We start from the raw sequence: 18,459 nt of genomic DNA on the forward strand, positions 1-18,459 counted from the left end.
CGGGCGTGGTGCTCCGCTGCCGCGTCCGCCCGCGCCACCCGGCGGGCGTGGACCCGTGCCGCTGCCGCCGACGTAGCCCGGTGTGCCCGAGGCCGCAGTGCCTTTGACGCCAACAGCTTTGGTGCCCATGGCGCCAAGTGCCCCGGCGGCTAGCAGGGTGCCGCCGGTCGCGGTGAGACCGGAGCCGCCGCTGCCGACGATCGCGACCGCGGGCGTGACCAATCGCATCAGCGCGGGCAGCACGAACGCGACGCTGCAGAGCAGCACGATGGCGACCAGCATGCGTTGCGCCTGTTCACCATCCGGCAGATTGTTCACCGGGGTCATCGAATCCACATGCCCCGCAGTGGTGAACGCGATCATGTAGACGATCGCGGCCACCGGTTTGTACAGCATGAAAGCGATGATCCAGCCGATCAGCTTCTGGTAGGACTGTTTTCCGACATTCATCCCGGACGCGGCCGCCGCCAACGGCAGTACACCGGCCGCGATGATCAGCAACCCCTGCCGGACGATGGCGAGCACGATCTGCGCGAGCGCGCCCAGCAGGCCGACGACCGCGATGATCAGCACCAAGCCCGGCGAGAACGCCTGGAGCTTACTGGTTTTCACCATCAGCTCGGCCAGGTCCTTGGCGTTGCCGTTGGTCGAGTCGTTGATGATCCACTCGGAGAAGCGATCCGAGGCCTGGGTGCCCGCGACGATCACCGCGCCGAGCATCCAGGAGCTGAACACCACTCTGGCGAACATGCGGAACGATTCGGCGGCCTCGTTCATCGTGGCCCCGCGTCTCGCCTCGGCCAGTCGGGCGCCGGACAGGATTACCGAGGCTATCAAGAGCAATATCTGAGCTTGATAGGTGTAGTCGTTGATCTTCGTGAACAACGAACCCGAATCACTGGCCGCCTCGTTGGGCACCTTCATCCAGAAGGTCAGCGCCAGGATGATGGCCTCGCCGAGGCCCTTCATCAACGAGTCGACCACCTTGCCGAAGGTCGAGTCCCACGCCTTGTCCTTGACCGCGGTGGCCGCCTGACCCGGATGCGAGGCGGCGTTGCCCGCCTTGCACGCGGCGGAGGCGGCGTCGCCCAGCGAGATACCGGGCAGGCCGACATTGTCGAGCGTGTCGTGGATCTCGTTGCACGTCTCGTCGAAGCCGTACTGCTGTCCGTAGGCCACGGTCGGCGTCGCCATCATCACCGTGAAGATGACCGCGAAGATCGTGAGTATCCGCCTCACCATTGTGTGCACCCCTCGCTGCTCCGCAGGACGGCCATCAATTTGTCGTCGAGCCTTTCCGATCGTGCTCACCATTTCGTCCACCCGCCCAGCGATTCGATGTACTCGGTTTGTGCGGAGTTGGACGTCGAGGGCTTGAGTCGCCAGTCACCGGCATCCCAGACCATGACCAGGCGGATCGCCGCCCATAACTGTTTGCCGTCGACCACCGGCCCGCGCGAGGCGAGCCGGACGATGGCCAGGTCGTCGGCGTAGTCATCGACCTTGAACGCGTCCGAGGCGATGAAGTATTTGGTGACGCGCTCGGGCTGCTGTTCGGGCAGCCGGTCGCTGGCGAGCGCCTTGTCGTACGCGGCGATCTGCTGGGCGGAGACGCGCACCTGGGTGACGTAGAGATCGCGATCGGCCGGACGGGCGTTGAGCCGGTAGGTGATCTGCGCCGCGGCCAGCACCGCGCCCTGCGGCGTGTGCGAATAGCCAACGGCCAGACCGTCTTCGATCCGGGTGGGGCCGTCCGAGGTGGAGAACGGCACGGAGGCGCCGTACACCCGCTGCCAGCCGCGCGGCCCGGTGGTGCCTTCGGGCGCCTGGGTCAGCCAGTCACTGTCGGACGGCTTGCGCTGCCGGGTGGGATCCTGCGGAAGTGGTTGCCCGGCAGGATTGTTCGGCACGTCGACGCGCCTGCCGAGGATGTCGACCTCGGGGGCGGCGAAGCCGGTGCCGCCCGCGGCCTCGGCGGGCGCGGGGGTGCTACCCACTGCGCTGCCGCCGTCGTCGCGGCTGATGTAGACGACGATTCCCGCGATCACGATGAGCGCCAGCACGGCTGCGGACGCGACGGCACCGAAGGAGACGCGATCGCGCGCGTAAGACTCCTTCTCTGTCACTGTGGTGCCTCCAATTTCACTGTGCCATCAGGTATTACATCGATCGAGTCGATCGGTCTCGCGGTAGCGCCCGGGTCGGGCAGCCGTAACAACCAGTCCTGGCCGACCCATTCGACGGTGGTGTGGTTCACCGCCTTCGAGCGATCGGAGTACTCGGTGTGCACGTCGACGGTGCTGCGCTGATCGGTGTACCCGGTGATCCGGTAGCCGAGCACCCGGGGCGCGTAGTCGGGGGTGGCGGGCCCGGTGATGGACAGCTGGATCCGGTTGATCGCCCACTCGTCCTTCGCTGGTCCCGGAACCACTTCCCGCGCAGCCACTTTCGCCCACTGGCTGTCGGCGGCTACGGCCAGCCGCACCGCATGGTGGATCGCGGCCACGCCCGCACCGCGCGGCGAATGCTCGAAACCCGTTGCGGCGCCGTCGGCCACCGACTTCGGGCCCTGCTCGGTGTGCGGCAGCGGCACGCCCTGGAACGGCTGCCACCGCACGCCGGTCGGTGCCGCCGACAGATCCGGCCCGGCAGGCTTGTCGCTGCCGCCGCAGCCGGCCGCCGCGATCAGCAAGACCGCGCCTGCCGCCCCCACGGTCCCCCTGCGCCTGTTCATGTCGGTAGGAACGCCAGCGCGATCCCCGACGCTGTGCTCGCCACTATCGCCCCGAGCAGGCTCATCAGCACCCCGTGCGAGGCGTCGTTCATCGCGAGATCGTCGCGGAAGGCCAACCACAGCTTGCCCGCGGACACGATCATCCACGCCAGACACACCAGCAGGACGAACCACAGCAGCCAATTGATCAGCTGCATCAGCGGTTCCAGTACCTCGGAGGGCATCTGTTTGTAGGCCAGCAGCTCGGCTGCCGACGCGCGCACGGTAAATATTCCGGACATCAGGTTCCAATAACGGCGTTCATGATGGTGCCGGCGCTGGTCGCGACGACGCCGCCGATCATGGCGCCGGCCACCATCTTCGGCGATTCGAGCCCGCCGCCGGTCCATTTCTCCCACGCGAACTTGCCGCCCGCGTAGATGATGCCGGTGATGCCGGACAACAGCACGAACCAGGTGAGATAACGCACCAGCTGCAGGATCTTCTCCGATCCGGGGGGCGCCTCGGGCGTCGGGTTACCGACCTGCGCGAGTACGGTGCCGTACGCGTCCTGCACGGCGAGGAGAATCATGCTCATCGGGTGCCTTTCTCGAAAGTAGTGGGGTAGTCGCCGATTCGATGCGTACGTTCACTGATCGGGTGGCTTTCTGGCCCGGTCGTGCGCCGGATCGTCGAGTGCTGCCTCCTCCAGTGCCGTTCGAGCCGCCGCGACGATGTCGGCGCCCAGCTCCCGGACATCGAGCGGCACCTCCTCCAGCGGGTCGATCTTGCGTTTCTTCGGTGGCAGTGGGTCACCGGGTGCCCACACCGGCAGCTTCTCCGGTTCCACCAGCGTCCATTCCTCATACCACGGGACCTGCCAGAGCTGACCGGCCAGCGAGCCGACCACGTCGCGGTAGCGGCGGATCTCGGCGGGCAACCGGCCGGGGCGCGCGGCGACGGTGATCAGCCCGAGCACCTCGCAGGACCCGGCGAAGCCCGAATGATGTTGGCGCAGTAGATCATGCGCGCGGGTGAGGCCCGCGATGGTCTCTCTGGCCACCAGGACGACGAAGGGGGACTCGCGGTCGAAGACGCCGGGCCAGCGGCGGCCCGAATCCGCCGCTGGCGCAAGCACATGCGCGAGGCTACTGGCTCCGGCACCGCCGTGCACACCCAGCAGCCAGACCAGCGGGGCCCGGCCGACGCCGGGGACCGGACGGTCCCAGATCGGTGCGCGCCGCGACTCCGGCGGGGCGACGACGCCTGCGGGTGCGGATTCGGTGTGACGGCGAAATTTCATGGCGGCGGTCATGATGCCACCCCGGTCAGCAGGCGCCCATAGGCCCGGCGCGTCTCGGCGGCCAACGACGCGTGGCGGACCAGCTCGCCCCTGGCCAGGTGGGGGTCGTACGGTATTTCCCTGATGTCGCGCACCCAGCCGGACAGATGCTCGCGCAAATGCTCGGCAACGCGCGACTCGGTGCCCGGATGTTGGTGTGAGACAACGATTGTGGTGTCGCCGACGATGCCGCCGCCCTGCCCTTCGGTCGAGTCGCCGAACTGGTCGTCGAGCCATTCCAGGGTCACCCGCAGCCGGTTCGCGGCATCGGCGCGAGCCGGAATGGCAAGCACCAGAGCAACATCCGCGTCATCGAGCAGCGGGCGCAGCTGCCGTCCGGCAATCGGGCTGCCGCCGTCGTAGACCGCGGTGAAGCCCGCGTCGTACACTGCCCGCGCCACCGTGAGGTAGGTCGCCCGTCTGCGCAGCGGCGCGGCGTCGCGCCACAGCAGGCCGATGCCCGAGGTCGCCCGGGACAGGCACTCCTTCAGCGGGGCAGGTTCGTCGTCGCCGCGGCCGTACAGCCAGGACTGCAGGCTGATCGGGTGTAAGTGCTCGTCCGCGCCGCGCAGCGCGAGGTCGCTGCCCGCCGCGGTCGCGTCCACGGCCACCGTCGGGGTGCCCGCCATGCCGAGCTCACCCGCGATGCCCAACGCCGTCGTGGTGGTGCCCGCACCACCGCAGCCACCGACCACCAGGATGGGGCGTTGCAAAGGTTGTTCCGCACCGGAACCGCCGCCCTTGCCGCGCCGCAACCGCACCACCGGAGCCTTGGAGCGCACGGGCCGGCCCGACGGTTCACCCTGGTCGGGTGCCTCGTCGAGCCAGCGGCTCCAGTCCTCTCCCATCGCTTCCTGCTCTCCTCTATCCGGCCGCGATACCCGTGATCAGGGTGCGACCGTCGATCACCGCGGTGGTGACCGTCTGCTTGTTGTACGTGGCGGGCACGCCGCCGGGGCGGTACTCGGTGACCTCCACCGAGTACCGGTTGTCCGAGATGGTCACGATCCGCACGCAGTGCGCGGTGCCCGCCGGGATCGTGTCGATGCCGCGCTGGATGGTCGCGGCGGGCGATACGGCGGCGTCCGGGGCGACGACCTCGCGGACCCGCTCGCCGGAGCGCTCCACGTAGTACGCGTACTGGAACGCCAGGATGGCGTCGGGACCCGAAGTGGTGCCGCCCTTTTCGGCCGCACGCACGATCGCCGCGGCGCGCTCGGTCGGGCAGGCGCCCGACGGACGGCTGGTGTTCACCCCGGCCTGCGAGCGGCCGCGCAGGCTGTCGGTGCTCACGCCCGCCTGCACGCTGCCCATGGTGAACTGCACCGAGGCCGACGAGGTGGGCAGTCGCGGCGTCGCGGCGCGGTTGGTGGACGAATTCAGCAGGAACAGCACGCCCGCGGCGGCCGCGCCGAGCAGCAGCACCGCGATGACCAGCACCACGAACACGCGGCTGCGGCGCGACCGCCGGGCGCGGGCCTCCAGACGCAAGGCACTGGACGAGCGCGGTCGCGGCTCGTCCAGGTGGTCGTCGTAGTCATCGTCGTCGTCGGGCCAGGGGAAACGCACCAGGTCCGCGTCGCGCGGGGTGTAGTCGTCATCCGGGCCGGGTGCCCGGCCGACCCAGTCCGACCAGCCGCCGGTGAATTCACTGCGCTGCGCACGAAGGTCGTCGGGGACCTCGGGTTCGCGGATGTAGTGCGGATATCGGGCGGGCCCGTCCTCGTCCAGGTGCTCCGAGCTCGGTTCGCCGGGCGGCACCGGTGCCGTCTCCGGCTCGAGCGCGGCGTACCACCGGGACAGCTCTTTGTACGACTTCAACATTCCCCCGTTCCCGCTGAGCGAGGCGCATAGTTCCGCATCGTCGGACCCTCTCGGCGATCAGTTCGTAGAGAACGGGTAGATGTGGGCGGTGCCGGGTCGAACGGTGGGCGGAATCGACGTCGCGCCGCCGGATGAGGCGCCGTCGGCTCCTGTCCCGAACGGAAATTGTCCCGTACCGGACGAATTCGGCGTAGTCGACGCGCCGGATTGCTCGCCGAAGAATCCCGGGGGCGGCTTGTCCGGTCCACCCTGTGGCCTGCTGTTCATGCCGAATGCACCAGCAATATCGCGGGCTACGGCGGCGAGCCAGTCGGCCACGAAAGTGGTGGGCGTGTCGCCGTTGGCGGCGACCGTCGCGGTGTTGTACGCGCCGTGTCGCTGCACCGTGTCCCAGTACCGCACCCAGGTGGCGGTGTTGAGCAATTCGCTGTTGTCGGTGATGTTCTGCACCACCGCGTCGAACGCCTGATTGACCAAGCGGACGCCGGTGGTCGGCGGGACGAGCTGGGTCACCGCACCGACCAGCTTGGCGCCGAGCGAGAGCAGCGCGGCGGGCGGGTTCGACAGGCCCGCGGTGGCCAGTTCGGCGATGGTCGACGGGTTGAGCACCGTCTTGACCACCGTGACGACCGCGTTCAGCCCGATCATGCCGACCTTCAGCAGCGCCTGTAGCGCCCCGGGGAGGTCGAGTGGGGTACGCGGGTCGGCGGCGTCGGCCAAACGCTCGGAGATCGACTTCTTGGGCGAGATGGCCAGCGTGGCGAGCGAGTTGCCCCGCACGTCCTCGTTGACCACCTTGGTCGCGGTCTTGATCGAGGTGTACGCCAGCGCCTGGGCGATGGAGACCAGCGAGGCGATCGGGTCGCCGCCGCTGAGCTTGGACTGGCCCACGACATTGGTGACCGCCTTGAGGATCGGCGCGCCCTGCGGTGCGTCGCAGGCGAGGTCGCCGGCCGCACAGAAACTGGCCACGCGACCGGTGAGCGCGCCGAAGTTGGCCGCCCGATCCCGGTCGGGGCCGATGCCACCGCCTGCGGCGGGCGGCTGCGGCAGCGCGGCGATGGCGGCGAGCTGATCGCCCGCGGTGCCGGGTGCCGGATCCGGTGACGCCTTGCCCGGCGAGCCGGGGAACAGCGCGGCGCCGGGGTTACGGGTCGGATCGGCGAACAACGCGACCGCCGCGACCTTCTCGGCCGGGAGTATCCCCTGCCCCTGGCCGATCTCCTGGGCGAACATCGAGGCCACGTGTGCCCCTTGCGAATAGCCGACCACCGCGAACCTGGTGTCCGCACACCGGTCCGCGACGGCCTTGGCCATGGTGCGCAGCCGGGCCAGCCCGCCGGTCACCGATTCGGCGTAGGGCATCGCGCTGCCGCCGGTCACCCCGCCGAAGCCGGATTCGTATGGCACATAGGCCCGATCGACCAGTCCGGGGCCGTTGGCCTTGGCCAGCATCGGGCGGAAGACGGTGGACAGCATGCCGGTGTCGGTGGAAGGTGCCGCATCCGGTGACGATTCGCCTGTGCCCTGAATTCCCAAGGCGTACAATGCCGGACACGCGCTGAGCGCGATATCGGTCGAAGGGCCCGCGGGATTCGGTGGACCGGCCACGGCGGTGCCCGCCGTAGCCACGGTCACGGCGAGTGCTGTCAGCACCACCGTGAGTCTTGCCGAATAATTTGTCATAGCGATCCGCAATCAATCCGTGTTGCCGCAGTTACCCTCAACGCCATGAAACGCAATAGACCGTAACAGATTCCGGCTATTGCTGTGGCATCGCCGAAAACTTTCCGCGAACTGCCGAAACGGGTTTCACACATTCCCGCGTGCCGGGCAACCTCCTCCGGCAACTTTCCGACGGTCTGAAAATGAGAGCAACCACTCGGCGACCCACCGGTCACGCGAATTCCCTACCGGGACTCCATCTTCCGTTCGCCCGATGGCTTCAGCATTCGTGCAGATATCTCCGGCTTCGCTGGCCGTTCGCCGGAAGGTTGCCAGACGCACGACAATTGACGTGTCAAGGGGAGATGACCGGGTAGGGGTATTCGCTAGGGGGTAATTCAGGCAGCGGAGGTTACGCGGTAGACGTCGTAGACGCCTTCCACATTCCGGACGACATTCAGCAGGTGTCCCAGGTGCTTCGGGTCGCCCATCTCGAAGGTGAACTTGCTGATCGCAACCCGGTCGCCGTGGGTGGCGACCGACGCGGACAGGATGTTCACCTTCTCGTCGGCCAGCACCTTCGTCACGTCCGACAGCAGGCGGGTGCGATCGAGCGCCTCGATCTGGATCGCGACCAGGAACACCGAGGACGGGGACGGCGCCCACGACACCTCGATGATGCGCTCGGCCTGATCCTGCAACGACCCGGCATTGGTGCAGTCGGTGCGGTGCACGCTCACCGCACCGCCGCGGGTCACGAAGCCCATGATCTCGTCACCGGGCACCGGAGTACAGCACTTGGCCAGCTTGGCCACGGTGCCCGACGCGCCGGGAATCAGCACGCCCGCGTCGCCGGTGGTCCGCTGCCTGCTCGGGGTGGTCGACGGAGTGGACCGCTCGGCCAGCTCGTTCTCCACGTCACCGATGCCGCCGAGCTGCGCCATCAGTCGCTGCACCACGTGGTGCGCCGAGACCTGATGCTCGCCGACCGCGGTGTAGAGGGTGGAGATATCGGTGTAGTGCAGTTCGTGCGCGACCGCGGTCATCGCGTCGACGCTCATCAGCCGCTGCAACGGCAGGCCGACGCGGCGGACCTCCTTGGAGATCTGCTCCTTGCCGTTCTCCAGCGCCTCTTCCCGGCGCTCCTTGGCGAACCACTGCCGGATCTTGGCCTTGGCGCGCGGCGACACCACGAAGTTCTGCCAGTCGCGGCTCGGCCCGGCGTTCTGCGCCTTCGAGGTGAACACCTCGACGACCTCGCCGTTCTCCAGCTGCCGTTCCAGCGCGACCAGGCGACCGTTCACCCTGGCGCCGATGCACTTGTGCCCGACCTCGGTGTGCACCGCGTAGGCGAAGTCGACCGGTGTCGACTTCTGCGGCAACGTGATCACGTCACCCTTCGGGGTGAACACGAAGATCTCCGGCGACTTCAGGTCGAAGCGCAGCGACTCCAGGAACTCCGCCGGGTCGGCCGCCTCTCGCTGCCAATCGAGCAGCTGCCGCATCCACGCCATGTCGTCGACCTCGGTCGAGTCGTTGGAGTGCTTGCCGCGGGTCTCCTTGTAGCGCCAATGCGCGGCGATGCCGAACTCGGCGGTGCGGTGCATGTCCTGGGTGCGAATCTGCACTTCCAGTGGCTTGCCGTCCGGGCCGACGACCGTGGTGTGCAGCGACTGATAGACGCCGTAGCGCGGCTGGGCGATGTAGTCCTTGAACCGGCCCGCCATCGGCTGCCACAGGGAGTGCACCACGCCGACGGCCGCGTAGCAGTCGCGCACCTCGTCGCAGAGGATGCGGATACCGACCAGGTCGTGGATGTCGTCGAAGTCCTTACCCTTGACGATCATCTTCTGATAGATCGACCAGTAGTGCTTGGGCCGACCCTCGACGATCGCGTTGATCCGCGACGCCGCAAGGGTATTCACGATTTCCGCGCGCACCTTCGCCAGGTAGGTGTCGCGCGACGGCGCCCGGTCGGCGACCAGCCGCACGATCTCGTCGTACTTCTTCGGGTGCAGGATCGCGAATGCGAGGTCCTCGAGCTCCCACTTGACCGTCGCCATGCCGAGCCGATGGGCAAGGGGCGCAATGACTTCGAGCGTCTCCTTGGCCTTCTTCGCCTGCTTCTCCGGCGGCAGGAAGCGCATGGTGCGCATGTTGTGCAGCCGGTCGGCGACCTTGATCACCAGCACCCGCGGGTCGCGCGCCATCGCGATGATCATCTTGCGGATGGTCTCCGCCTCGGCGGCCGCGCCGAGATTGACCTTGTCCAGCTTGGTGACGCCGTCGACCAGGTGCGCGACCTCGGCGCCGAAGTCCAGGGTGAGCTGCTCGAGCGAGTAGCCGGTGTCCTCGACGGTGTCGTGCAGCAGCGCGGCCACCAGCGTGGTGGTGTCCATGCCGAGCTCGGCCAGGATGTTTGCCACCGCGAGCGGGTGGGTGATGTACGGGTCGCCGGACTTGCGGAACTGGTGCTTGTGCCGCTCGTCGGCTACGTCGAACGCGCGCTGCAACAGCGTCAGGTTCGCCTTCGGGTACAGCTCGCGGTGCACGCTGGCCAGCGGCTCCAGCACCGGCTTGACCGCGGCGATGCCACGCTGACCGGTCATCCGGCGGGCGAGCCTGGCTCGCACCCGGCGCGAGGCCGAGGTCGGCACGGCGGCCGAGGCGCCCGGCTGGCGCGGCGGGGTGGGCGTTGCGGCCGGCGGAGTGGGCGGGGTGCCGGACTTCGGCTGCTCTCCCCCGGTGGCGGCACCGTTCGACTGCGGGGCGCCTGCCGATTGCTCGACATTCGCCTCGCCCACGTGCTGAGTCATGCCACCACCTCTCAGTGCCCAACTCGCAGCGCTGCCGGTCCCTCCGTGGATACGCAGGCTGCCGCCTCCCGGTCGCACGTTCGCGCCGCGTGCCTCGATCGGACCACCCTATCCGACCGCTGCAACCGCCCAGACCACCAACTTTAGTCCCGGCCGCGCAGTGGCGCCGGGCACGAGGTTGCGGCGGGCGCCGCGCCGGTTGCCCGGCGGGGATGACGCGGCGGTAGCCGTGGACTCTGCGGAGTACCGGAAAGCGTGACATATCAGACATCGATCCGGCGGAGTTGCGACCGAATCGCCGCCGAAGGGTAGCTCGAGTGCCGAGGTGTCCCGCCTAGCGAATGGTGGACGGGTCGGCGGGCTCGCGGCTGATCATGGACCGGCCGTCGAAATCGGGGCTCGGCGCGACGTGCAGGAGATCGACGACAGTGGGGGTGATGTCGACCAAGGTGAAGCGGGAGGTGGTGTCGCCCGCGGTGAAGTCGGGGCCGCGGGCGATGACGAAATTGGTTGTCTCGTCCGGCGACTGGCCGCCGTGACCACCCTTGGGCAGGTGGCCGTGGTCGGCGGTGACCAGGATGGTCCATCGTTCGGCCGGGTTGGCGGCGGCGCGGGCGTCCACCGCGGCGGCGATGCGGCCGACCTGCTCGTCGATGCGGCGGACCGCGTCGAGATACTCGCCGGAGGCGGCGCCGTCGCTGTGACCTGCGTGATCGACCTGGTCCAGGTGGGTGAAGAGCAGGTCGGGGGCGAATTTCTCGATCGCGCCGACCACGGCGGTGGTGGTGGCCGCGTCGGTCTCGGACTCGTCCGGGTCGTTCGGCACCGGCGGGGTGGAGACGACCACGTCGGCGCGCGGGATGCCGCTGCCCGCCATGGTGGCGATCTGGTCCCAGGTGGCGATGGAGTGGGTCTTGCGGGCCGGGTCGGCGCGTTCGAGCTGGGTGAACACCGTCGGGTACTTCTCGAACGGCGCGGCGGTGAAGTTGTTGTCCTTGATGCCGTGCTTGCGGTCCCATACCCCGGTGAGCACGGTGGCCCAGGACGGGCCGGAGATGGTGATGTGCGGGGCAATCGAGGATCGGCTGAGCAGTCCTTCGGCACTGAGCCGCAACAGGTTCGGTGCCCGCACCTTCAGCACCTTGTCGTACATCAAGCCGTCGAGGCCGATCACGACAACCTTGTCCACGCGGGCGTCGGCGTGCGCGCCACCTGCGGCGAAGGTCATGCAAGCCGCGGTAACAGCGAGAGCGACAACCACTTTCGACCATCGGGACCGATCGGCGACGCCCTCATCGCGCCGCCATCCGGTGCTACCGGACCGATGATTCGCTCGCTTGTCGCGCTCGCTCATAGTCCGAACCATGCGGGGTGGGCCGGGCCCGCGGATAGCCTCCCGGCGCACTGTTCATTGACGTTTCATCGGTCGCCGCATCGCCCGTTGCCTCGCTGAACGGGCACTGAACTGCCGATAGCGGGAAGCTATTCCGACAGCTCGCCAGTGGATGGCGGGCCGATGAACGGCAGATTGCGGTTGACACCCTGACGCGGATGTGGCTGTCTGGCGCCATGCCAGCCGATGTCGCGCAGCCAGGTATCCGGATCGCCGCCGTCGCGGACACGCACCTGCGTCCCGCCGTGGCCGGGCGCTTTCGACCGGACTTGCTGCGGATCGCCGAGCACGCCGATGTGCTGCTGCTGGCAGGCGATCTGACCGAGAGCGGCAGCCTCGCCGAAGCCGACCTGCTCTGCGCCGAGCTCGCCGACCTGCCGGTGCCGATCGTCGCGGTGCTCGGCAATCACGACCACGATCGCAAGCTCGGCTTCCGAATCGCCGCCCAGCTCACCGGCATCGGCGTGCGCATGCTCGAAGGGACCGCGATCACGCTGGAGCTGAACGGGATTCGGCTCGGCGTCGCGGGCGTGATGGGTGGTAGCGGCGGATTCCCCGACCACCCTGGCGATCCCGAGAACGGCACCGAAGAACACCGGGCCCGAATGCTGCGCGGACCCGCCGACGCGCTGCGGCTGCAACAGGCCTTGGACACTCTCGACACCGACCTCCGGGTCGCCCTGATGCATTTCGCGCCGGTGATCGACACTCTGGTCGGCGAACCGACCAAGTTCTATCCCGGTCTCGGCTGCCATGCCCTCGCCGAAGCCGTGGACGCGGGACGGGCCACGCTCGCCCTGCACGGGCACGCCCATCACGGGACCGAGTTCGGTCGCACCGCGGGCGGAGTTCCGGTCCGCAATGTCTCGTACCCGGTGGTCGGGCGTCCGTACGTGGTGTACGAACTGGCGACGGTGCCGGCCCAACCGGCTTGAACCACCAGCGGCGGCGGAAATCGGTCGCGCGCCGCAATCGCATAGCCGCAGCGGGCTAGCGGACAGCCACCTCTCGCATGCCGCTGACTCACGCCGGCACCGACGGGTCGCACGTCGCCGGGCCTGGCGGTCGGTAGGTTCACCCGCATGACCGTCGCCCGCTCCCTGCTGCTGTTCGCCCTGGCCGCCCTCGCCGAGATCGGCGGCGCGTGGCTGGTCTGGCAGGGCTGGCGGGAGCAGCGCGGGATTCTCTGGATCGCGGCCGGCGTCGTAGCGCTCGGCGCCTACGGCTTCGTCGCGACCTTCCAGCCCGACCCCAACTTCGGCCGCATCCTCGCCGCCTACGGTGGCGTCTTCGTCGCGGGCTCGCTCGCCTGGGGCATGCTCGTGGACAAGTTCCACCCCGACCGCTGGGACTACCTCGGCGCGACCATCTGCCTCGTCGGCGTCGCCATCATCATGTACGCCCCGCGGCGCTGAACAGCCTTCTGCCGCATCGGGTTTCAAAGCCGGACTGATGTCCGGGACTGTCGGCGCGGTTTTCGGCGTTACCTCCAGCGCGACCGGTCCATCGAAACAATCTCGCGAGGAGCCCCTGTGGCACAGGACATTCAGCCCATCACCGACAGACAGCGCAATGCGGCGGCCGCCTTGCGCGCGCTGCACGAGCGAGGGATCTTCGTGCTGCCCAATGCGTGGGACGCGGTCAGCGCGGCGGTGATCGCGCGGGCGGGCGCACCGGCGATCGCGACAACCAGTGCGGGCGTGGCCTGGTCGCTCGGCACCGGCGACGGTCAGCAGCTCACCAGGGACGACACGATCGGCGTCATCCGCAGGATCGCCGCCGTCGTCGACGTGCCGGTGACCGCGGATGTCGAGGGCGGGTACGGGCCCGCGCCCGAAGATGTCGCGGCCACCATCCTCGCCGCGGTGTCCGCCGGAGCTGTCGGGGTGAACCTGGAGGACTCGACGGCGCCCGGTGGGCCGCTGTTCGACACCGGCGCGCAGGCCGATCGGTTGCGGGCGGCCCGCGAGGCCGCGCAGCGGGCCGACCTGCCGGAACTGGTGATCAACGCCAGGACCGATGTGTACCTGTTCGGCATCGGCGCCCCGGAAAGCCGCTTTGGAGAGGTACTCACCAGGGCCGCCGCTTACGCCGCGGCCGGTGCGGACAGTCTCTTCGTACCCGGGCTGCTCGATCTGCCGACGCTCACCGATCTGGTCGCCGAGTCGCCGTTGCCGATCAACGTGATGGCCGGGGCCGGAGCGCCTTCCGTCGCGGAACTCGCGGCGGCCGGTGTGCGGCGGGTCAGCGTCGGTTCCGCGGTGGCGCAGGCGGCCTACACGCTGGCAGAGACGGCAGCCACCGAACTGCTCGAACACGGCACCTATACAGCGCTGGAGAATGCCCTCGACTTCGGCACAGTGCAAGGATTGCTCCCCCAGGGATAACGATCCCTCGGTGGCGCAACAGCTTCGAACTCGGCTCGGTTCGGTGCCCTGAAGTTCCGGATGTCGGCGAGCGGCACACCAGACTCGGCTCGGCCTGGTGCGCCAATGCTCCGGACGTCGGCGCGGCACACCAGGTCGAACTCGGTTCGGTGCAGGGGTTGCTCACCCAGCGGTAGTGGTTCCTCGGCGGCGTACCCGGCTTCGGACTCGATTCGGCCGGTGCGCCGGTCCGCCGAATGCCGGTGAGTGGCACACCATCGAGAGGCGTTCTCGCGATATGCCACAGCCATGTGCCACTCACGGCGACCGCGGCGCGCTTGGGTGCCATCGGCTGAGCCAGTGCGGCGCAGCGCGTTTCGGCTAAGCGTCGGCGTCGAAGGCCCAGACCGCGGCGGGGCGGCCGGTGGCTTTCACTCGGCGGCGTTCGGTGGTGCGGGCCAGGCCCGGGATCGCGGCGAGGGTGCGGTTGAGGTTGGCCGGGTCGGGGCGGGTGCCTGCGAGATCAGTGGTGGCCGCTACGGCTCGGGTGGCCGGGAATTCGTCTCCGAGCAGTGCCCGGGTGAAGGGGAGGTCCTTCCACAGAAGTCCGGCGAGCAGGCCGCGAGAGGCGGCGACGATGCGGTAGTGGTCGAAGGCCAACTCGGGTATCTCGTCGAAGCCGACCCACTGTGCCGGACCATCGTGCGGCCCGACCACCGCCCACATCGCGATCGACAAGGTCGGTCCGCGCGGGTCGCGATTCGGTTCGTCGAAGGTCACCAGCTGCCCCACCGCACCGATCGCGGCTTCCGGCACACCGAGTTTCGTGTGCACCGCGCGCCGCGCCGCCTCCACCAGCCGCTCCCCCCGCCCGAGCAGCACACCCGGCAGCGCCAACTGTCCGGCGAACGGCGCCACCGCACGCGGCGCGATCCCCACCCGTACCCCGGCGTCGTCGCCCCAGAATCGCAACGTCACCACGTCCACCGAAACCACGGATTGCTCCACGCCGCCCCATCCTGCCGCACCCGGCCCCGAGTCCTGCCCACCGGCACCCACGCACTCGATCGCCGAGCAGGATCGCCGCCGGACATCGGCGGCTGAACCTCGACCGCCGGGCGTCGAGCTATGGACACCCGCCTCGCGCGCATGGCCGAACGGACACCGGCGAGCCGACCATGGCGGGACACCGACCGCCGGACACCGCAGACTCGGCCTCGAGCTGGACAGCACGCAGCCTCGTCTCGACCGCCGGCGCAGCAAGGTGCCCGCGAGTCGGCGGTCGTTCTGTCGACTACGGCTGTGGGAGAACATGGTTGGACCTCACGGATAGGGGGTGGCAGTCCATACAGTCAGGCGGCCACGATGGTGGCCGCAATCAGCGGTCGACCTGTCGGCCACCGATGCGGTGGGCCGACCGTGCGGTCGCGGTGGCAACAGCTGCCGCGGTCGGTGGCGGGTCCGCCGAACTCACCGCCGCATCCAGGCAGTCACGCGGCTGCGGCGGTTGCCGCGGTCGGTGGCGGGTCCGCCGAACTCACGGCGGCATCCATGCGGTCACGCGGCAGCGACGGTTGCCGCGATGGGTGTCCGGTGGGCTCGGGTGGGGCCGTTCGAGGTCAGTACTACCGGTGTGTCGAGTGTCTTTGCCAGCCAGCGGGTTACGTCTTGCGGCATTTCGGTGAGGGTCGGGCGGGCTGTGGTCAGGAGGTCGGTGAGGTGTTGCTGGTGGGTGAGGTCCTGCCAGGTGCCGGGTGGCAGGTCGTCGAGCACGCCGTCGGTAGTGTGGTATTCCGTTGCCGCGTAACGGTTTCCCGGTGTGTCCAGGTGGGTGAGGGCCAGGCCGTCGATGCCGCCGGAGACGGCGATGGCGTAGCGCAGCAGGATCGGGTCGAGGTGGCCCAGGCGGAAGTCACCTTGGTAGCGGCCGGTGGTGTTGTGCGGCTCCGGGAAGTCGAGGGTGTGGTCCTCGGTGGGGAGTGGGCCCGCACCGTGCCGGGTCATGTAGGTGCGCGTGACGCCGAGAACCGCACCGGTGGCACCGATTTCGGACAGCATGGCGCGGGCGTTGCGTGGCTCGACGGTGGACCAGGTGGTGTGCGGGTGGAAACCGCGCCACTCGTCGAGCAGGACACCTTGTGCCCCTTCGAAGACCAGCCGACCGCGGCGGGCGAAGCGGGCCAGCTGCTCGCCGCCGACGACGCGGACGGCCGCGGCGAACTCCCGATACATGTCGACCAGGGTGTCGATCGGCTCGTAGCGGTGTTCGCTGGGCGCGATCAAGGCACCGTACTGGGCAGCGAGTGCTCGGAGCTTGTCGCGAAGAACCCTGGGGCGCAGGCAATCCGAGACGGTCGGCGCATCGTGCGCCAGCGCATACCAGGTGGTCTCGCCGATGCCACGTCCGCACGAACCGTGCCGCGAGGAACCCCTCGCGTCCTCGCGGGCACGGTTGGCGGCGATGTGGATCGGCGTGGTGAGCAGGGCTCGGCCGTCGATGTGCAGCAGCGCCAACGGATCCGGCACACCGAGCGCCGCCAGCATGCGCGCCTCCCCGGCGAGCGCGATCGGTTCGACCAGCACATGCTGCGAAAGCAGCGTCGGCACACCGGAAAAGGTCCCCGAGCCGAACTGCGCGAACGTGTGGTGCCGTCCGTCGGCGATCACGTTGTGCGCCGCCTGCGCGCCGCCGTTGAACCGCACGACGGCCGACACGTCGAGCCCCGCCGCCGGGGAGCACAACCAGTCGACGGTCGCGCCCTTCCCCGCATCACCGAAGCCGAGGTCGACTACCACGATGTGTGACCGAAACATGGTGTGCCTCAGCTACGCCCGCTCGGCAGCGCCCGCATCCGCGGTCCGCTGACCCCCAAGGCTTTGCCGACCGACGCGGCCTCGGCCGCCGACCCGACATCACGCAGGTCCGCGAGCCCGGCGTCCACGTCGACGCGTCCCTCTTCCAGACCGACGGTCAGTGCGATGAGTTCGCAGACGGCAGCCGGATCGTCGAGCTTCAGGAAGTTCTGGCCGAGCAGCCCGCGCCAGTGGTCGGCGATCTCCGGATCGTCGTAGTAGCTCGACTGGTTCGGCAGGATGTAGTAGACGTGCCACCGCTCGGCGAGCTCCCGGTAGATGGACTCCACCGAAACATCGCGCCGCACAGGGTCACCGATGACGCTGCGGATGTGCCGTGATGCCAGCCGTGGCTTGTTCAGCTCGTCGCCGATCAGGAACAGGAAGCCCTTCTTGCGCCGCTTTTCCCAGGCGTCGGTGACGATGTGGGTGGCCATGAAATATCCGGCCAGTTCATAACTTTCGGACTTCTGCCCACCACCGCCGCCTTCCATTAGGATGGCGCGCAACTGCTCGTCCATCCGGTTGTCGGACTCGAACTGCCCCACCTGCAACGGCACTCGGTCGCAGTCGGCATCGCCGACGGCGCCGAACAGGATCTGCGGGTCGTCCGCGTAACCCTTGCGTTGCAGCAATCCGTGCAGCTTGCCGAGCTTGCGCTGCATGATCCGCGGCACCCGGCCCATCGAGCCGGTGACGTCGAACAACACCGCGATGGGCAGCGAATTCCCGTGGTCGGCCGAGTCCCGGCATTCGCGCGCGGTGATACCCAGCGGGTCGAGGGTCGGGTGCGCCTGCCAGTCGCCGTACGGCACACCCTGCATCTCGGCGGTGTATCCGAAGTCGTCGAGCCCCCGGCTGGCACGGAAGGTCTTGGCCGCGCGGTAGGCGGTGTCGTCCCAGTTTCCGTATCCCATGTGATCACTTCCTCTCGTGAATCTAGTTTTAGTGTAGATGACTAAAACTCTGCCGGTCAAGGAATCCCCTCGGCGAAACCTGTTCCCTGGCAAGATCGGACGCGTGGAGCTCCGACAGCACAACCCGACCGACGGCATCTATCCGGCCACCGACGACTACGTGCACGCGATGGAGGTCCGAGGTGCCGAACGACTGCTGTTCGTCTCGGGCACAATGGGTCTCGATGCGGAGGGCAAGCCTGGCACGACCCTCACCGAACAGCTCGAGCTGATCTGGTCGAACCTGCGCACCATCCTCGCCTCGGCCGACATGACCGTGGACAACATCGTCCGGCTCACCAGCTACCTGCGCGACGCCTCCGACGCCGACGCGAACGCCGCCGCCCGCGTGGCCGCGTTGGGCGGCCGGGCCGTTCCGACTACGGCGATCGTCGTGCAGACCCTGGAGAACGACTGGCTCGTCGAGATCGAGATCGTCGCCGCCCGCTGACGCGCGCACCGCAATCTCGCCGACGACCGCGGCCCGCCGCCGAAATCGGCCGGTGCGCCGAGCGGTGCCACTCCGGTGCG

At 68.7% G+C, this 18,459-nt stretch carries 18 protein-coding genes; 4 read left to right on the forward strand and 14 right to left on the reverse strand.

The window, feature by feature from the left end; translation table 11 throughout:
• From NN4_RS41840 to NN4_RS41890, 11 genes are all read right to left on the reverse strand, one after another.
• On the reverse strand, nt 1-1,242 hold a 1,242-nt coding region (locus tag NN4_RS41840; protein WP_147143265.1), incomplete at its 3' end, for a TrbL/VirB6 family protein.
• Between the two features lie 65 nt (nt 1,243-1,307).
• Nucleotides 1,308-2,126, reverse strand: a complete 819-nt coding sequence (locus tag NN4_RS41845; RefSeq protein WP_147143268.1) for a DUF8175 domain-containg protein — start codon at nt 2,124-2,126, stop codon at nt 1,308-1,310.
• A complete protein-coding gene (locus NN4_RS41850) occupies nt 2,123-2,734 on the reverse strand; it encodes a DUF8175 domain-containg protein (RefSeq protein ID WP_147143271.1) in 612 nt (203 codons plus the stop codon). Before NN4_RS41850 ends, NN4_RS41845 begins: the two co-directional genes overlap by 4 nt.
• Nucleotides 2,731-3,015 (reverse strand): hypothetical protein, encoded by a 285-nt coding sequence (locus NN4_RS41855; protein ID WP_147143274.1) that lies wholly within the window; start codon nt 3,013-3,015, stop codon nt 2,731-2,733. The genes NN4_RS41850 and NN4_RS41855 overlap by 4 nt, the downstream gene beginning before the upstream one ends.
• The gene (locus NN4_RS41860) at nt 3,015-3,311 is read right to left on the reverse strand and encodes a hypothetical protein (RefSeq protein WP_147143277.1); all 297 of its coding nucleotides are present in this window, start codon (nt 3,309-3,311) and stop codon (nt 3,015-3,017) included. The genes NN4_RS41855 and NN4_RS41860 overlap by 1 nt, the downstream gene beginning before the upstream one ends.
• A gap of 51 nt (nt 3,312-3,362) precedes the next feature.
• Nucleotides 3,363-4,028, reverse strand: coding sequence for a hypothetical protein (locus tag NN4_RS41865; RefSeq protein WP_107658009.1), 666 nt, complete (start codon nt 4,026-4,028; stop codon nt 3,363-3,365).
• Entirely contained in the window at nt 4,025-4,903 is an 879-nt protein-coding gene (locus NN4_RS41870) for a MinD/ParA family ATP-binding protein (protein WP_147143279.1), read from the reverse strand. The genes NN4_RS41865 and NN4_RS41870 overlap by 4 nt, the downstream gene beginning before the upstream one ends.
• Before the next feature lie 16 nt (nt 4,904-4,919).
• Entirely contained in the window at nt 4,920-5,879 is a 960-nt protein-coding gene (locus NN4_RS41875) for a DUF8176 domain-containing protein (protein WP_107658011.1), read from the reverse strand.
• 57 nt (nt 5,880-5,936) lie between these two features.
• Nucleotides 5,937-7,565 carry a cutinase family protein gene (locus tag NN4_RS41880; protein WP_135232106.1) on the reverse strand — a complete coding sequence of 543 codons (1,629 nt, stop codon included), beginning with the start codon at nt 7,563-7,565 and terminating at the stop codon, nt 5,937-5,939.
• Between the two features lie 377 nt (nt 7,566-7,942).
• Entirely contained in the window at nt 7,943-10,360 is a 2,418-nt protein-coding gene (locus tag NN4_RS41885; protein WP_147143282.1) for a RelA/SpoT family protein, read from the reverse strand.
• 334 nt (nt 10,361-10,694) lie between these two features.
• Complete coding sequence (locus NN4_RS41890; RefSeq protein ID WP_246181398.1) at nt 10,695-11,588, reverse strand: alkaline phosphatase family protein; 894 nt, start codon at nt 11,586-11,588, stop codon at nt 10,695-10,697.
• 341 nt (nt 11,589-11,929) lie between these two features.
• Here NN4_RS41890 and NN4_RS41895 point away from each other — a divergent pair, with 341 nt between their 5' ends.
• The 3 genes from NN4_RS41895 (at nt 11,930) to NN4_RS41905 (ending at nt 14,140) form a co-directional block, all read left to right on the forward strand.
• Nucleotides 11,930-12,688, forward strand: coding sequence for a metallophosphoesterase family protein (locus tag NN4_RS41895; protein ID WP_246181399.1), 759 nt, complete (start codon nt 11,930-11,932; stop codon nt 12,686-12,688).
• 147 nt (nt 12,689-12,835) lie between these two features.
• Nucleotides 12,836-13,168: a YnfA family protein gene (locus NN4_RS41900; protein WP_107658015.1), complete on the forward strand. Its 333-nt coding sequence runs from the start codon at nt 12,836-12,838 to the stop codon at nt 13,166-13,168.
• Nucleotides 13,169-13,285: 117 nt separating this feature from the next.
• Nucleotides 13,286-14,140 carry an isocitrate lyase/PEP mutase family protein gene (locus tag NN4_RS41905; RefSeq protein WP_222595268.1) on the forward strand — a complete coding sequence of 285 codons (855 nt, stop codon included), beginning with the start codon at nt 13,286-13,288 and terminating at the stop codon, nt 14,138-14,140.
• Nucleotides 14,141-14,500: 360 nt separating this feature from the next.
• Here the strand turns inward: NN4_RS41905 and NN4_RS41910 are convergent, their stop codons facing one another.
• The 3 genes from NN4_RS41910 to NN4_RS41920 form a co-directional block, all read right to left on the reverse strand.
• A complete protein-coding gene (locus tag NN4_RS41910; protein ID WP_147143291.1) occupies nt 14,501-15,127 on the reverse strand; it encodes an NUDIX hydrolase in 627 nt (208 codons plus the stop codon).
• Nucleotides 15,128-15,676: 549 nt separating this feature from the next.
• Entirely contained in the window at nt 15,677-16,933 is a 1,257-nt protein-coding gene (locus tag NN4_RS41915; protein WP_147143295.1) for an adenylosuccinate synthetase, read from the reverse strand.
• Between the two features lie 8 nt (nt 16,934-16,941).
• Nucleotides 16,942-17,889, reverse strand: a complete 948-nt coding sequence (locus tag NN4_RS41920) for a hypothetical protein (protein WP_147143299.1) — start codon at nt 17,887-17,889, stop codon at nt 16,942-16,944.
• 37 nt (nt 17,890-17,926) lie between these two features.
• Here NN4_RS41920 and NN4_RS41925 point away from each other — a divergent pair, with 37 nt between their 5' ends.
• On the forward strand, nt 17,927-18,379 hold the full coding sequence (locus tag NN4_RS41925; protein ID WP_246181400.1) for a RidA family protein: 453 nt from the start codon (nt 17,927-17,929) through the stop codon (nt 18,377-18,379).
• Nucleotides 18,380-18,459 lie beyond the last annotated feature (80 nt).

It is taken from the genome of Nocardia ninae NBRC 108245 (assembly GCF_007990755.1).
GTDB classification, from domain to species: domain Bacteria; phylum Actinomycetota; class Actinomycetes; order Mycobacteriales; family Mycobacteriaceae; genus Nocardia; species Nocardia ninae.

Bases quoted from the DNA above. Each gene is read 5' to 3' on its own strand.
- NN4_RS41850 (WP_147143271.1), bottom strand. From the start codon at position 2,734: ATGAACAGGCGCAGGGGGACCGTGGGGGCGGCAGGCGCGGTCTTGCTG.
- NN4_RS41855 (WP_147143274.1), bottom strand. From the start codon at position 3,015: ATGTCCGGAATATTTACCGTGCGCGCGTCGGCAGCCGAGCTGCTGGCC.
- NN4_RS41860 (WP_147143277.1), bottom strand. From the start codon at position 3,311: ATGAGCATGATTCTCCTCGCCGTGCAGGACGCGTACGGCACCGTACTC.
- NN4_RS41865 (WP_107658009.1), bottom strand. From the start codon at position 4,028: ATGACCGCCGCCATGAAATTTCGCCGTCACACCGAATCCGCACCCGCA.
- NN4_RS41870 (WP_147143279.1), bottom strand. From the start codon at position 4,903: ATGGGAGAGGACTGGAGCCGCTGGCTCGACGAGGCACCCGACCAGGGT.
- NN4_RS41875 (WP_107658011.1), bottom strand. From the start codon at position 5,879: ATGTTGAAGTCGTACAAAGAGCTGTCCCGGTGGTACGCCGCGCTCGAG.
- NN4_RS41880 (WP_135232106.1), bottom strand. From the start codon at position 7,565: ATGACAAATTATTCGGCAAGACTCACGGTGGTGCTGACAGCACTCGCC.
- NN4_RS41885 (WP_147143282.1), bottom strand. From the start codon at position 10,360: ATGACTCAGCACGTGGGCGAGGCGAATGTCGAGCAATCGGCAGGCGCC.
- NN4_RS41890 (WP_246181398.1), bottom strand. From the start codon at position 11,588: ATGACCTTCGCCGCAGGTGGCGCGCACGCCGACGCCCGCGTGGACAAG.
- NN4_RS41895 (WP_246181399.1), top strand. From the start codon at position 11,930: ATGCCAGCCGATGTCGCGCAGCCAGGTATCCGGATCGCCGCCGTCGCG.
- NN4_RS41900 (WP_107658015.1), top strand. From the start codon at position 12,836: ATGACCGTCGCCCGCTCCCTGCTGCTGTTCGCCCTGGCCGCCCTCGCC.
- NN4_RS41915 (WP_147143295.1), bottom strand. From the start codon at position 16,933: ATGTTTCGGTCACACATCGTGGTAGTCGACCTCGGCTTCGGTGATGCG.
- NN4_RS41920 (WP_147143299.1), bottom strand. From the start codon at position 17,889: ATGGGATACGGAAACTGGGACGACACCGCCTACCGCGCGGCCAAGACC.
- NN4_RS41925 (WP_246181400.1), top strand. From the start codon at position 17,927: ATGACTAAAACTCTGCCGGTCAAGGAATCCCCTCGGCGAAACCTGTTC.